The organism is Asaia astilbis JCM 15831, from assembly GCF_000613845.1.
Classification (GTDB): Bacteria; Pseudomonadota; Alphaproteobacteria; order Acetobacterales; family Acetobacteraceae; genus Asaia; species Asaia astilbis.
The window spans coordinates 75,135-89,107 of the sequence record NZ_BAJT01000003.1 but is presented as its reverse complement, the minus strand read 5'-3'; the positions used below and the strand labels follow the sequence as shown (position 1 = coordinate 89,107).

The 13,973-nt window shown below is 59.2% G+C and carries 15 protein-coding genes, 1 tRNA gene and 1 pseudogene; 4 read left to right on the top strand and 13 right to left on the bottom strand.

Annotation, left to right across the window (positions count from 1 at the left end; genetic code table 11):
* Window positions 1-20 precede the first annotated feature (20 nt).
* Window positions 21-95 (top strand) — tRNA-Met (locus tag JCM15831_RS03095).
* A gap of 56 nt (window positions 96-151) precedes the next feature.
* Window positions 152-1,015, top strand: a complete 864-nt coding sequence (locus JCM15831_RS03090; protein ID WP_025822646.1) for a glycosyltransferase family 2 protein — start codon at window positions 152-154, stop codon at window positions 1,013-1,015.
* Between the two features lie 6 nt (window positions 1,016-1,021).
* Here the strand turns inward: JCM15831_RS03090 and JCM15831_RS03085 are convergent, their stop codons facing one another.
* From JCM15831_RS03085 to JCM15831_RS22325, 3 genes are all read right to left on the bottom strand, one after another.
* The gene (locus JCM15831_RS03085; RefSeq protein ID WP_232227966.1) at window positions 1,022-1,426 is read right to left on the bottom strand and encodes a DUF4167 domain-containing protein; all 405 of its coding nucleotides are present in this window, start codon (window positions 1,424-1,426) and stop codon (window positions 1,022-1,024) included.
* Between the two features lie 262 nt (window positions 1,427-1,688).
* The gene (locus JCM15831_RS16250) at window positions 1,689-2,249 is read right to left on the bottom strand and encodes a N5-glutamine methyltransferase family protein (RefSeq protein WP_232227981.1); all 561 of its coding nucleotides are present in this window, start codon (window positions 2,247-2,249) and stop codon (window positions 1,689-1,691) included.
* Between the two features lie 8 nt (window positions 2,250-2,257).
* The gene (locus JCM15831_RS22325; protein ID WP_232227965.1) at window positions 2,258-2,566 is read right to left on the bottom strand and encodes a class I SAM-dependent methyltransferase; all 309 of its coding nucleotides are present in this window, start codon (window positions 2,564-2,566) and stop codon (window positions 2,258-2,260) included.
* Between the two features lie 40 nt (window positions 2,567-2,606).
* Between JCM15831_RS22325 and JCM15831_RS03070 the strand changes: the two genes are divergently transcribed.
* Complete coding sequence (locus JCM15831_RS03070; protein WP_025822638.1) at window positions 2,607-3,038, top strand: hypothetical protein; 432 nt, start codon at window positions 2,607-2,609, stop codon at window positions 3,036-3,038.
* A 26-nt stretch (window positions 3,039-3,064) separates the two neighbouring features.
* On the opposite strand, the gene prfA is transcribed toward JCM15831_RS03070, so the two are convergent.
* From prfA to JCM15831_RS03040, 6 genes and pseudogenes are all read right to left on the bottom strand, one after another.
* On the bottom strand, window positions 3,065-4,129 hold the full coding sequence (gene prfA, locus JCM15831_RS03065; protein WP_025822636.1) for a peptide chain release factor 1: 1,065 nt from the start codon (window positions 4,127-4,129) through the stop codon (window positions 3,065-3,067).
* A 2-nt stretch (window positions 4,130-4,131) separates the two neighbouring features.
* Window positions 4,132-5,376 (bottom strand): histidine--tRNA ligase, encoded by a 1,245-nt coding sequence (gene hisS / locus JCM15831_RS03060; RefSeq protein WP_025822634.1) that lies wholly within the window; start codon window positions 5,374-5,376, stop codon window positions 4,132-4,134.
* Window positions 5,377-5,380: 4 nt separating this feature from the next.
* A complete protein-coding gene (ispG, locus tag JCM15831_RS03055; protein ID WP_025822632.1) occupies window positions 5,381-6,541 on the bottom strand; it encodes a flavodoxin-dependent (E)-4-hydroxy-3-methylbut-2-enyl-diphosphate synthase in 1,161 nt (386 codons plus the stop codon).
* 254 nt (window positions 6,542-6,795) lie between these two features.
* On the bottom strand, window positions 6,796-8,157 hold the full coding sequence (locus JCM15831_RS03050; protein WP_025822630.1) for a helix-turn-helix domain-containing protein: 1,362 nt from the start codon (window positions 8,155-8,157) through the stop codon (window positions 6,796-6,798).
* 11 nt (window positions 8,158-8,168) lie between these two features.
* Window positions 8,169-9,243: pseudogene (locus JCM15831_RS16245) on the bottom strand (NAD(P)H-dependent flavin oxidoreductase).
* Window positions 9,244-9,245: 2 nt separating this feature from the next.
* Complete coding sequence (locus JCM15831_RS03040; protein WP_025822628.1) at window positions 9,246-10,493, bottom strand: aspartate kinase; 1,248 nt, start codon at window positions 10,491-10,493, stop codon at window positions 9,246-9,248.
* Window positions 10,494-10,665: 172 nt separating this feature from the next.
* Here JCM15831_RS03040 and ubiG point away from each other — a divergent pair, with 172 nt between their 5' ends.
* Window positions 10,666-11,400 (top strand): bifunctional 2-polyprenyl-6-hydroxyphenol methylase/3-demethylubiquinol 3-O-methyltransferase UbiG, encoded by a 735-nt coding sequence (gene ubiG / locus JCM15831_RS03035; RefSeq protein ID WP_025822626.1) that lies wholly within the window; start codon window positions 10,666-10,668, stop codon window positions 11,398-11,400.
* A 104-nt stretch (window positions 11,401-11,504) separates the two neighbouring features.
* On the opposite strand, the gene JCM15831_RS03030 is transcribed toward ubiG, so the two are convergent.
* From JCM15831_RS03030 to grxC, 4 genes are read right to left on the bottom strand one after another with little or no spacing between them, the layout of a single operon-like run.
* A complete protein-coding gene (locus tag JCM15831_RS03030) occupies window positions 11,505-12,767 on the bottom strand; it encodes a lactonase family protein (RefSeq protein ID WP_025822624.1) in 1,263 nt (420 codons plus the stop codon).
* A 35-nt stretch (window positions 12,768-12,802) separates the two neighbouring features.
* On the bottom strand, window positions 12,803-13,279 hold the full coding sequence (locus tag JCM15831_RS03025; RefSeq protein ID WP_025822622.1) for a DUF2147 domain-containing protein: 477 nt from the start codon (window positions 13,277-13,279) through the stop codon (window positions 12,803-12,805).
* 7 nt (window positions 13,280-13,286) lie between these two features.
* On the bottom strand, window positions 13,287-13,712 hold the full coding sequence (locus JCM15831_RS03020) for a DUF1178 family protein (protein WP_025822620.1): 426 nt from the start codon (window positions 13,710-13,712) through the stop codon (window positions 13,287-13,289).
* The gene (gene grxC, locus JCM15831_RS03015) at window positions 13,709-13,969 is read right to left on the bottom strand and encodes a glutaredoxin 3 (RefSeq protein WP_025822618.1); all 261 of its coding nucleotides are present in this window, start codon (window positions 13,967-13,969) and stop codon (window positions 13,709-13,711) included. The genes JCM15831_RS03020 and grxC overlap by 4 nt, the downstream gene beginning before the upstream one ends.
* Window positions 13,970-13,973: the final 4 nt, after the last annotated feature.

The following is a 13,973-nucleotide window of genomic DNA, read 5'->3' as shown; positions in this document are numbered from 1 at the left end:
CCACGCCCACCGGTCGCGATGGCGGCGTAGCTCAGCGGTAGAGCAGGGGAATCATAATCCCTTGGTCGGCGGTTCAAATCCGTCCGCCGCTACCATCCGACCGGTTATCCCTCACATAGACAAGCTTGTTCGTCAGACGTAAGAAACGCTCATGAAAGCGCCTCTTGCCGCAGTCACGATGGTCTATAACGAGGCGGTCTTCCTGCCTGTCTGGCTACGTCACTACGCTCCGGCCGTCGGCATGGAACGCTGCTACGTCATCGACCATGGCTCTGATGACGGGTCGACAGAGTCTCTGCCCTGTAACCGCATCCGAATTCCCCGCTCCCCGCAAGACGATGCCAGACGCACTCGCGCCCTTAACGCGTTTTGTGCGGGGCTGCTGGAGTGGTACGAGACTGTTCTTTATTGCGACGTCGATGAAATCCTGATTGCCGATCCGGCCTGCTTCCCCTCGCTCAAGGCACTGGCACAGACCCGTCAGAGCGCCTGCCTAACGGCAACGGGTTTCGACCTGCTTCATCACGTACGGAGCGAACCTTCTCTGGACTTTTCAGCCCCTTTGACGCGTCAGAGACAACTGCTGCGGTTCTCGGCAGCCATGTGCAAGCCCTGCATTATACGGGCGCCCGTCACGTGGTCCCCAGGCTTTCACAGCATAGAGGGGCTTCTTCCACAGCCGGATCCGGCGCTGATGCTGTTTCATCTGCGCTATAGCGACTTGGATTATGGACTGGAGAGACTGGCACGCACGCGGGCCCAACCCTGGTGCAATAGCGACGCTGGCGCACATCAACGCATGACTGACACGGCCTGGCAGGAAATGCTGGAGGCCATGGCAGGTCTGGAGATTGAGGACTCAACTCTTATGGAAAACGATCACGTCCTCAGCTCATGGCGTGATCGGGTGACACAGGAGGGAAAGGACCGGGCAGGAGATTCCTACCCGATCGATCTCTCCCTGTCCGGCAATCGACTTTGGCTGCTACCCGATCGCTTCGAGGGCCTGTTTTAGGCCGCTTTACTCGGCCGTTTCTTCGACCTGCTCGTCTCTTTCGGACTCTGGGTGAGTATCGTCACCCTGACGTCGGTCATCATGCTCCTGCTGGCTGCGGGCGCGCTGCTGGTTACGCTCCTGACGCTCCATCTGGCTCTGCTGGGCAGCCTGAGCCATGGCATTCAGAATGCGGAAATAATGTTCCGCGTGCTGGAAATACGCTTCGGCCAGAATACGGTCGCCCGTACCGGTCGCATCGCGTCCCAACTGAAGATACTTCTCGAAAAGCTGCTGAGCGGTCCCGCGCACCCGCATATCGGGACCATTGCTATCGAACACATGGTTGCGGTTCAGAGGCGTCTGCCCATTGGAGTGGCGCGCTCCACCACCACTGCTGGGACGATGATGACGGCTTCTCATACGTTTCATGTTCATGGATTCGCGTAGCACTTTCGTATTCGCAATCTCGATCTGCCTGATGCGGGATACGAGCAATTGCAGGGACTGAATGACCCTATGGTTTGTCTCTGGTTGGCCGGATTACAAGATCAGCCTTCGCTCCGCTCAGCCCGATCATCACGATCACTGCGAAAACGCGGAAGACGTCTTGTCGTGTGGATGCGTGCATCTTTAACCGCGACAAGCCGATCTGCGGAAGCTAGCAACTTTACCGCATTGTGCCAATGGTTTTTCAGCTTTGCACACATAAACGCGCTGAAGCATGTTCAAAACAGAGCGCCCTGACGATACCGGCGAGATCTGCGCGCGCCTCACGCAGCGTGAACCCTGCTTCTTCCGCCAGAGCTCTAACGTCCGGCTCCTGCCCTCGCCCGATCTCGAAGATCATGATGCCCTGAGGCGCGAGATGCGCTTTAGCCTGGGCCAGGAGACGCCGATAATCATCAAGCCCGTCCTCACCACCGATCAGCGCACGCTCTGGCTCATGATCCCGCACTTCCGGCATCAATCCGTCGAGATCCGTCGCCCTGATGTAAGGGGGATTACTCAGGATGACATCGAACTGCCCCCTGAGAGCAGAAAACCAGTTTCCTGCGAGAAACGCACAGCGCTCGGCGAGGGCATTTCGCGATGCATTTTCGCAGGCGAGAGCTGCGGCGGCTGGAGAAAGATCAACCCCGACCCCGAACGCCTCCTGATATTCACTCAGCGCGGCCAGCAGCAGGCAGCCTGTCCCGGTGCCGAGATCGAGAACGGATCTGATTTCTTCCCGCTTCGGGCGTAACGAAAGCAGTACCTCGATCAGTGTCTCGCTATCACCCGCGGGATCAGCGTGTCCGGGGAGACCGAGAGTGTCAGGGACCAGAAACCGGTTTCGCCCTCAATCAACGCCAGAGGCCGACGCGCGCAGCGTTGGTCGAGCCCGGAGGCAAGACGCGTCATAACCTCTTCGGGCATATCATCACGCGTCAAAAGCCCGGAAGCCTCGCAGCCTATTGCCCAGCAAAGCAGACGACGCGCCTCCATACGAGGTGCTTCGATGCCTGCTTTCTCAAGCGCTGACGCTGTCTCGATCAGCACATCTTTGAGGGGGCGTCGATTACCACTCACCTGTTTCTCCCGAACCTTCTATAAAACACGCATGAGAAAGATGTTCGTCCTGCTTGCGGCCCTGAGTGCCGCCTGCCCTACGGCTGCTCTGGCTGAGAGCTTCACCGTCACCGATGACCGCGCGCCCATCGAGGTGTCCGAAGTGTCGCGTCTTTATATCGATGGCACGCTTGCCGCCACATTCCGTCTCGATGAGAAGACGCCAAGTCTCACCAAGACGGTCGAAATCCCCCTCGGTCGGGTCAATCATGACTACGCGCTCTGCGGGCAGATTACAGTGCTCAATGCAGAAGGCCGAGCCGAAACACATCAGGTGAGTAGCGCAGGGACGCTTTCCAGCCCCGCAGGTCATCATCTGGTCGCTCTCGGCGATGAAGGATTCACCGATTTCTTCCTGCGCGATCCGACAGACCCCAACGTTGCGAAGCATCACCCCGGCCATGCGGAAATCTGCGCTTCGCCCGTCAGCTAGTCAGAACGGCACGGCGGCAGGACTGCTCAGGCCAGTCCTTCTGCTGCGAGGAGCGCCGTCTGCTCCTCCTGAGCCAGCGCATCGACGATTTCGTCAAACTCACCCAACATGACACGATCGATCTTGTGAAGTGTCAGATTGATCCGGTGATCGGTGACACGCCCCTGTGGAAAATTATAGGTACGGATCCGCTCGGATCGGTCACCCGTGCCGACCTGTGACTTGCGATCGGCGGCGCGGTGAGCATGAGCCTCCGCACGCTGCCTTTCATAAAGCCGCGCACGCAGAATCTTCATGGCCTTGGCCTTGTTCTTGTGCTGGCTTTTTTCTTCCTGCATCGCCACGACAATGCCACTCGGCATATGCGTCACGCGAACAGCACTCTCAGTCTTGTTGACGTGCTGACCGCCAGCGCCGGAGGCGCGATAGACGTCGATACGCAGATCGCCCTCGTCGATTGCAACATCGACCTCTTCAGCTTCTGGCAAGACCGCCACAGTCACGGTCGAGGTATGAATACGCCCCTGGCTTTCAGTCGCCGGGACGCGCTGCACACGATGCACGCCGGATTCATATTTCAGCCGGGCGAAAACAGACCGTCCGGAGATCGTCGCGACACCCTCGCGCAGGCCTGAGAGATCGCTCTCATCATATTCCATGATCTCGAAACGCCAGCCATGCAGGTCGGAAAAGCGCTTATAGGCGCCGAAAAGCTCGGCGGCGAAAAGAGCGGCTTCATCTCCACCTGCTGCAGGGCGAATTTCGAGAATGGCGCTACGCTCATCAGCTTCGTCACGGGGCAGAAGAGCCAGACGCACCTTCTGCTGCAGGCTTTCGAGCTGGCTATCGATTTCCTCGATCTCGCCCAGGGCGAGATCGCGCATCTCCGGATCGTCCAGCAGGGCCTGCGCGTCTTCTCGCGCTGTTTCTGCCTGACGATAGGCCAGAATGGACGATACGACAGGCTCCAGCTCAGCGTATTCGCGTGAAGCCCGCACGAACTCCTCGCCCTGCATCTCGCCGCTGGACATCAGGGCCTGCAATTCATCCGACCGGGCGACGATACGCTCCAGCCTGTCGTCTAACGCCACGATCAGACAGCTTTCAGGAAATGATCCGCAAGAGAATCGAGAGCGATCTCGGTCTGTTCGCGTTTGGCCAGATCCCGAACCGTTACCGCACCGCGTGCCAGTTCGTCTTCACCAACCAGCACCATATGGGCCGCACCGGATTTGACCACGCGCTCCATACGCTTCTTGAGCGAAGACCGCGTTTCCATCTCAGCAGGCAAGCCTGCGTTGCGCAGCGCCTGAACAGCCGTGATCGAAGCAGAGAGTGTCGTCTCGCCAGTCGGCAGAACTGCAATCGGTCGGGGCCGCTCGGGCGCGCCATCGATGAGAAGCGCCAGACGCTCAATGCCGCCAGCCCAGCCTATGGCGGGCGTTGCGGGGCCACCCATCTGCGCCACAAGACCCTCATAACGACCACCGGCGAGAACCGTACCCTGAGCGCCGAGGCGATCTGTCACGAATTCAAACGCCGTATGGCTGTAATAATCGAGTCCGCGCACGATATGCGGATTTTCGATAAAACCGACCCCGAAGAGATCGAGCTTGCGACGAAGGTCATCCCAGAACGAGCGCGACGTCTCGTTCAGATAGGACGCAAATTTGGGTGCTTCGTCGAGCAGCAAACGATCCTGCGGCGATTTACTATCGAGGATGCGCAAGGGATTGGCTTCGAGACGCGCCCTGCTCTCTTCCGAAAGAGACTCAGCATGAGACTGGAAATAGGCGACAAGTGCCTCGCGCCAGGCCTGACGGCTTTCCAGATCACCCAGCGTGTTGATTTCGAGCGTGACGGCATCACCAAGGCCCAAAGCCTTGAGAATGGCATGTGCCATTGCAATGGTCTCGGCATCCATCAGCGGATCGGTCGCGCCTAAAAGTTCTGCACCGATCTGGTGAAACTGGCGAAAGCGCCCTTTCTGAGGACGCTCGTACCGAAACATCGGTCCCTGATAGAAAACACGTTGTGGCAGCGACTGCGTCAGCCCGTTTGTCACGAAAGCCCGGCAGATTGCTGCCGTGCCCTCAGGTCTGAGGGTCAGGCTATCCCCGCCACGATCTTCGAACGTGTACATCTCTTTGGTGACGACATCGGAGGTGTCACCAAGGGTGCGCGAAAAGACGCGCGTATCTTCGAAAATCGGCGTGGACCATTCTTCGTAACCGTAGCGACGCGTCACATCGCGCGCGGTCTTGACGACATGAGCATGACGACGCGCCGTCTCGCCGATGAGATCATGCGTCCCGCGAACCGGTTGAAGCTGACTCATGAGATCAGACGCCAACCGCAGCAAGTGTGGCTTCGGCCTGCAGAACGGCCTCCTGCTCAGCCTTCTCGGCCTCGATTTTCGCGACGCGCTCTTCGACCAGATCGACAATATGTTCGATCATGTTCTGGCCTTCGTTCAGGCGATGATCCTGCTTGCCTGCAGAATACACCATGTGACGTCCGGCACCTCCGCCGGTCACACCGAGATCGGTCATCAGCGCCTCACCCGGACCATTCACGACGCAGCCGATGATCGAAAGCGTCAGCGGGGTCTTGATGTGCTGCAGACGATCTTCAAGCGTCTGCACCGTCTCGACCACATTGAAGCCCTGACGGGCACAGGAGGGGCAGGAAATGATCTTCACACCGCGATGACGCAGGCCGAGTGACTTAAGAATATCCCAACCCACAAGGACTTCTTCTTCCGGAGGGGCAGAAAGCGAGACGCGCATCGTATCGCCCACACCGGCCCAGAGCAGATTGCCCAGACCGATCGAGGATTTGACGGTGCCGGCACGCTTCGATCCTGCTTCGGTGATCCCGATATGGAGTGGATGATCACAGACTTCGGCCAGCTGCTGATAGGCAGCAACCGCCATGAAGACATCAGATGCCTTCACGCTGATCTTGAATTCGTGGAAATCATGATCCTGAAGGATCTTCGCATGCTCCAAAGCGCTCTCGACCAGCGCTTCGGGGTTAGGCTCGCCGTATTTCTCAAGAAGATGTTTTTCCAGCGAGCCCGCATTCACACCGATACGGATCGAACAGCCGTAATCGCGCGCTGCATTGACCACCTCACGCACACGCTCGGCACTGCCGATATTGCCGGGGTTAATCCGCAGACAGGCCGCGCCTGCCTTGGCTGCCTCAATGGCGCGTTTGTAGTGGAAGTGAATATCGGCCACGATCGGCACGTTCACTTCACGCACGATTTCGGCAAGCGCCGCCGTGCTTTCCTCATCGGGGCACGAGACGCGCACGATATCCACGCCCGCGATTTCAGACAGACGGATCTGTTCGATGGTGGCCTTGGCGTCAGAGGTGAGCGTGTTGGTCATGGTCTGAACCGAAATCGGTGCGTCCCCACCGACCGCAACTTTGCCAACATGAATCTGACGGGATTTGCGACGTTCAATATACTGGTAAGGGCGATATCCGCTCATAATCTCGTCTCCGTAACGGAGGGCGAAGCCTGACCTGCCTCGCCTTCCGAGGGTACCGACGGAACCTTGTCCCGTTTCGTCACCCCGTGTCTATGTCATGCTGGCCAGACCGCCCTCCCCTTCGAGGGGCGGCGCCCTGCCCATTCTCTCCAAAGCATGGGATAGATCCCGAAGGATCTCGCACCACACGCCTCGTCATTGCTTCTCGAACCAACAGGCTCCGGTCGAACAGATCATGCCGACCGGGTGACGCTTTAGCGCGGTTGCGCCGTCTGTTCCAGTTGGCGTGCGTTCAACCGATCAGTTTCTGACTCATGATCTGCATTATCATGCGTCGAAACTCTATTTCTTGGGGCGGCAGGAGCCTTTTTCAAGGCGTCTGTCCCATTCTGTGCGGTCGAGGCAGCTCCGGTCGTGACAGGCGCAGAAGCAGGCAATGCTGGCGTTGCAGAAGATGGCACCGCTGGTGCTCCGCTGCTCTCCTGACCGAGCTGCCCAGTGCGAATGGCCTCGGCCGTCACGATCAGCCCTCGGCGCACGGCGCCTGCCCGGCCAAGTGCCGATGTGGTGACATCACCAGAGCTGAGCGTAAGACCGCCTGCATTACCAAGCGTCATACGATAGGGACCGGCATCTTCCGGGCCCTGCCAGGTCTCACCCGTCTTCAACACACGACTGAACACCGTCGCGCCAGCCTTGTCCTTGATCGATACCCAGGCATCAGAACCGGCATGAAGCACGATCATATTCGCAGGCGTAACCGCTGCTGCAGGGCCGGTCGGCGCAGGCGTGGCAGTCTGAACAGCACTCGGCAAGGGCGGCTGAGTTGCCTCTGTTGGCAAGGGTGGCTGGGCCGTCCCTGTCTGTGCAGCGGATGAATCCGAAGATGCGTGAGAAATCTGGTCGGGCGCTGAAGACGCTGGCGGGATTGGCCCGTTTTGCGTCTCGGTTACGGGCGAAAGCGCCGCAGGCTGCGAGGATGTCGATGTTTCAGCCACAGAGGCGGCCTGCGGTGCCTTGCCAGAAATCGGGCTCGATGGGACCGCTTGCGGTGCAGGGGCTGGAGGCGCTTTTTGTGGCGAAGGGGCCAGTCCACGTTCAGGCATCACTGCCGCGATTTGCGGGGATGTCGTGCCTTTTTGTGTGACGCCCGGCATGATCTCGGCCACGGGTGGCATCTGATGCGTCGGCGCAGGATCGGAACCGGCAAAATGATAATACCCGATATAAGTACCGACAAGAACCGCCAGACCGGCACCGACCCACAGGCCCACCGGCACGCCGCGCTCCGAAACGGGTTCAGGAAATGTCAGCTCCGGCTTGCGATCAAGCGCGCCCCGAGTGTCACGTCGAAACCGCGCAACCGCCTGGTCCGGATCCATCCCAAGCGCTTGTGCGTAGCTGCGCAGAAACCCCAGCGCGTAGGCGCTTCCGGGGAAAATGCCCGTGTTGCCCTCTTCGAGCGCTCGAAGGTAGCTTTCGCGGATGCGCAGCCATTCCGCCAGATCAGGCAGAGCCCAACCGAGCTCTTCTCGCCGGGCGCGCAGATCTGCGCCCAAACCGCGGGCGCCCTCCGCAACTTTACCCTGCTCCCCCGGGATCCGATCTGTCGTCATCTGTGGCCTATCTATCCGATTGCGGTCTCAGAAGTTAAAGGATGCCCGGTCCGCGCTTCTCTTGCAACCAATGCGTCGACAGCCTGCTCGACGAGGTCATGCAGGATTTCCGCAACCGGTCGAATGGCCTTGACCATGCCGACCGATTGACCGGCCATGACTGAGCCTTCCTCGACGTCGCCATCGATGACCGCACGACGCAACGCGCCAGCCCAGAAATGTTCGATTTCGAGCTGCGCTTCTTCCTTGGTCATTTCGCCGGATGTGAAGCGCGTCAGCGTCGCAGCCTGGTGAGCCATGAAGCGCCGTGTGCCCGCATTGCTCAAACCACGGACCGGAATAACCGGAAAGCGCTCGTCGATCTGGTTCGACGTCACCGCATCGCGCGCCGACGCCCGCACGAAAGCCTTCTTGAAAGACTCATGCGCGATGCTCTCGCTGCTGGCCGCAAACAGCGTGCCTAGCTGCGCACCCGATGCGCCCTGCTCAAGAAAGCCCAGAACCGCGTCACCACGCGCCAGCCCACCTGCAACAAAGACCGGTACGTTATCGATGTGAGGCAGAATTTCCTGCGCCAGAACATTGAGCGAAACCGGGCCGACATGTCCCCCGGCTTCCGACCCTTCGATCACGAGTGCTTCAATGCCCTGCTTGACCAGACGCTTGCCCAGAGCCAGCGCGGGCGCGAACCCGATGGCACGCGCACCACCATCACGAACCTGCTTGATGATCGCGCCGCTCGGCACGCCACCGGCAAGCACAATATGCCCGACCTTGTGTTCGAGGCACACATCGACCAGCTTATCGAGCTCAGGATGCATGGTAATCAGGTTCACGCCAAACGGCTTGTCCGTCAGCGCCTGGGTCGCAGCGATCTCTTCTGCCAGACGGTCCGGCATCATCGCTCCGCAGGCAATCACGCCAAAGCCACCGGCATTGGAAATTGCCGAAACAAGGTGACGCTCGCTCACCCAGGACATGGCTCCGCCCAGGATCGCGGTAGGCGTACCCAGAAAGGCACATCCGCGCCCAGAGGCGGTCCAGTGTCGCGCGAGCCTTAAGCCGTGCCTGATCGGTGTTGGTCATGTTTATTCCGCGTCCAGTCCATAAGCAGTGTGCAGAGCGCGCATGGCGAGCTCCATATATTCAGCGTCAATCAAAACCGAAATCTTGATCTCGCTCGTTGAGATGACCTGAACGTTGATTCCACGGTCGGCCAGGGTCTGGAACATGGTACTGGCCATCCCCGAATGGGACCGCATGCCAATGCCGACCACGCTGATTTTCACGACATTGTTGGCAGTATGGATTTCACCATACTGGATATCCCCACGCGCAGCCTCAAGCGCTGCCAGAGCACGCGCCTGATCGCCCTTGGGAACGGTAAACGTCATGTTGGTCGAGCCGTCGGACCCAACACTCTGGACAATCATGTCCACATTGAGCCGTGCCTCTGTCAGAGGGCTGAAAATAGCAGCAGCGATGCCCGGACGGTCCGGAATCCGGCTAACCGAGATTTTCGCTTCGTCCAGGGAATAGGCGATCCCCGTCACCAGTTCCTTTTCCATCATCTCGTCCTCATCCACCACCAGTGATCCTGAGAGCTCCGTCTCAGGCTCAAAACTCGACAACACGCGCACGCGCACTTTTTCTTTCATCGCCAGCCCGACCGAGCGGGTCTGGAGTACTTTTGCGCCCACCGAAGCCAGCTCCAGCATCTCCTCAAAGGTGATGCGATCCAGCTTGCGGGCCTTTTTCACGATACGCGGGTCGGTGGTGTAGATTCCATCGACGTCGGTGTAGATATCGCACCGGTCAGCCTTGACGGCTGCCGCAACGGCGACTGCAGACGTATCCGATCCTCCACGCCCCAGCGTGCTGATCCTGTCTTGCGCTGCAACACCCTGGAACCCGGCGACAACAGGCACCTCACCCCGCTCCATGCACGCGATGAGCGCAGCGCCTTCGACAGCCTCAATGCGCGCTTTGCCATGCGCATCGTCAGTACGGAAAGGAATTTGCCATCCCTGCCAGGAGCGTGCCGGCACACCGAGAGCCTGAAGCGCGATGGCTGTCAGACCGCTAGTCACCTGCTCACCGCTGGCCACGACCGCATCGTATTCACGCGCGTCAGCCATGGGATCGAGGGCCTGCACATAGCCGACCATCTGATTGGTCACACCAGCCATCGCCGACACGACAACTGCAACCTGATGGCCTTTGTCGCGCTCAATACGGACGCGCTCGGCGACAGCGCGTATGCGGTCCAGATCGCCTACCGAGGTTCCGCCGAACTTCATGACGATCCGGGTTGGGCGCTGGTCTGATGACGTCATAATGGTGCACCTGGCTCCGTACGTAGCAGAAAGCGGTCAATCACAGAGCGCCGGGATCGGATTTTCCAGCCTGCGATGTTGCGCAAGGAAAGGCCGGTCACATACTAAGTCCAGCCCGCGCCGTCCAGATACTCTGGTAAAACGGCCTCACAACTGTCTTTTTGGAACCACAATGCCAGATCACGCAGCTTCTTCCGTCTCTGACCGCGAAATTGCCCATTTCGACCAGCTGGCCGCAACCTGGTGGGATCCGAACGGGCCGATGAAGCCCCTGCATGACATGAATCCCATGCGCACCGAATGGGTGAACGCCCATCTCAAGCGTCTGCATAATCTGCGGGGCGGCACGCTCTCCCTGCTTGATATCGGTTGTGGTGCCGGGCTGGCGAGCGAGGCTTTCGCGCGCATGGGCCACGACGTGCTTGGCCTGGATGCTTCACCGGAAGGAATACGTGCGGCAGAGGCTCATTTCGCGGCCCATCCTCTCGCGCCGGGTGCGGGCGCACTCACCTATCGCAAAAGCAGCGCGGAGGAACTGGTTCGGGAAGGCAAAAGCTTCGATGCCATCTCAGCACTCGAAGTCATTGAGCATGTGAACGATCCTCAGGAATTTCTATCGCTCCTTCGCTCACTCACAAAGCCCGGAGGACTGATTGCCGTCTCCACTCTCAATCGGACACTGCGCTCTCTGGCGGTCGCTAAGATTGGCGCTGAGTATATCGCGCGCCTCCTGCCGATCGGCACGCATGACTGGCAGAAATTCATCAAACCTGAGGAATTGCGCCAGATGGGCGGTGCGGTGGGACTGCGTATGATTGACGTGTCCGGAATGAGCTATCGCCCGTTCCACTGGCGCCTGACGCGCGATACCAGCATCAACTACATCGCCATGTTCGTTCGCGATTGACGCGACGCTGCAGACTAAGTTGAAGCAGATGCGCTAAAGCATCTCTTCGACTGTTCACCCCAATGAAAAAGGGCGGTCTCGCGAGAGACCGCCCTTTTCTTTCCTCAGACTTCCGTATCCATGAAAGCAAAGGTGGTCGGGCTTCCGACCGGAGTGAAGTTCTCGGTAAAGCCGAGCTGCCCGCTGGACTTGTCCACTCGGAACGACGTGACGGCGTCACTGCGCTGGTTGGCGCAGAACAGGAAGTTGCCCGACGGATCGAACATCATCGCGCGGCCGTAATCGGCGTGCATCCACGCTTCATCCTGCAGCGTCAGCGTTCCGTCTTCACCGACCTTGAACACTGCGAGCGAGTCACCAAGGCGATTCGACGCGTAGACAAAGCGGTCATCCGCCGAGATCAGGATTTCGGCGGCCAGGGTGCTGCCACGGAAATGCGACGTCACCGTGCTGACGGATTGCAAATTGTTGATTGCGCCCGTCTGCGGGTCGAAGGCGCTGACAACGATCTTCGAATCCTGCTCGCACAGATTGTACATCAGCTTGCCAGAACGGTTGAACTGGAAGTGACGCGGCGCGCTGCCCGGCGTCATGTCGTAATAGGGCACCTTAGCCGGGACGAGCTTGCCGGTCTGGAGATTGAGCGTCCAGACATAGACCCGATCGAGACCTGCATCGTCGGCGATCACGAAGCGACCGCTCGGGTCGCTCTGAATCATGTGCGGGTGCGATCCGGAATGATCGGAGACGGCAAAGTTACCCTGCGGGTTGTCGGCAGCGCGTTCTGGCTGGCGCGGCCCGGAATTATGCACCACGTCGGTTGCGGGGCCGAGCGATCCATCCGGACGGATCGGAATCACGCCGACAGAGCCGCCCATATAATTGGCTACCAACACATAGCGGCCTGAGTGATGCACGCTCAGATGAGCAGGGACGGCACCGCCTGAGCTCACCGCATTGAGCTTCTTGAGCGAGCCCGTCTTCCGGTCGACCGCAAAAGCCGTCACGGAGCCATCGCCGTCCTTGTTGAAATCGTCGATCTCACTCAAAGCGTAGAGAAAACGCTTGTCATGCGAGAGCGTGATGAAGGACGGGCTGGCGATATCGGTAAAGGTTGTGACCGGCGTCAACACGCCGCTTTGGCGATCCATCTCGAAGACCGCGATCCCCTCGCCATTGCCAGCGCCACCGGCAGGCGCATGCTTGGTATAGCCACCAACAAAGCAGATCGTCTTGGAGACCGCCTTCGGCGGCGGCGGCGGCGTTGCAGGCGCCTTGCCTGCTACGTCCTGTGCGTTTGCAGTGCCGCAGCCGATCAGGCCGAGGGTACCCAACGCAAAACTGCGACGGGAAAGGGAAGTCTTCATGATTTGATCTCAAGCTCCTCAGGCGAACGTCCAGCTCAGGGCAATTTGCACTCTGGGCCAATTGTTCCACGATAACGGGTCCAGGTCTGTGTCTTGCCGAAAAGGGGTATTCCAAGAATAAAACCGCGCAGCTTCAGCACCTCCGGTGACTCGGCATGGATACGAGCGTCATAAGTACGCCCGGTCTCCGGGTCGAGGATATGCCCCCGCCACACGTCTTCGTCCTTGCTTAGTCGGAAATCGGTCAGCATGACCAGCCCACATTGTGACCGACCCCACACATCCTTGGGAACAGGACCGTCATATTGCATGCCGATCAGTCGACCGCAGAGCGTGTCGCCACAATGTCCGATGAGAAAGACACCGTCGTGATCCTGCGCAAGCCATAATCCTTCTTCCGCGACAGGCGGCGTTCCGGCGTTTTGCGCTAACGCTCCGATCGGAAGGAAAGCCAGCAGCGTGGCAAGAGCCATCGCAACACTCATCAGACTGCCTGCAACAAAATGTTTCACGCGTCTCTCATGAGTCCGAGCGATCGATCCAGGGGACCGGGGTAAAATCCACGCCTTCATCTTCGAGCCTTTCCTTCTCGGAGTCGCTCATTGTGCCATAGATGCCACGTTCCGACTGGCGCTCCCCCTCGAGCTGCGCATCATGACGCTTCATCGCTTCCTCGGCAAATCGGTCGCCTACGTCATCACATTGCGTTTCCACAACTTTTCTGAAAGCCCGCAGAGCCATTCTGACCTGTTCGTCCGGTGGCAGCGTTTTCTGCGCGGCTCTGGTGGAAAGAGCAGGCGCCATAAGGCTTTTTTCGACCTCGGTCACGCCGCATTGAGGACAGGAAACGAGCCCTGAATCCTGCTGCTGGTCATAGGAGGTAGAATTGGGAAACCAGCCCTCAAAAGGGTGCCCCGCAGAGCACCGCAATTGGTAGCAAATCATTTCTTGCCCAGAATTCGGTCGAGCTCTCCGCTTGAATCGAGCTGCATCAGATCGGTGCAGCCTCCAACACAGCGATCGTCGATGAAGATTTGCGGCACAGTGCGGCCACCACCCGAACGCCTGATCGCATCTTCACGCTCCTGCGTGCCATGTGGCGCATTGATCTCGGAGAAAGAGACGTCCTTGGACGACAGAATTTGCACGGCGCGTACGCAGTACGGGCAACCCGGCTGGGTGTAGATTTCGACTTTCTGCACTTTG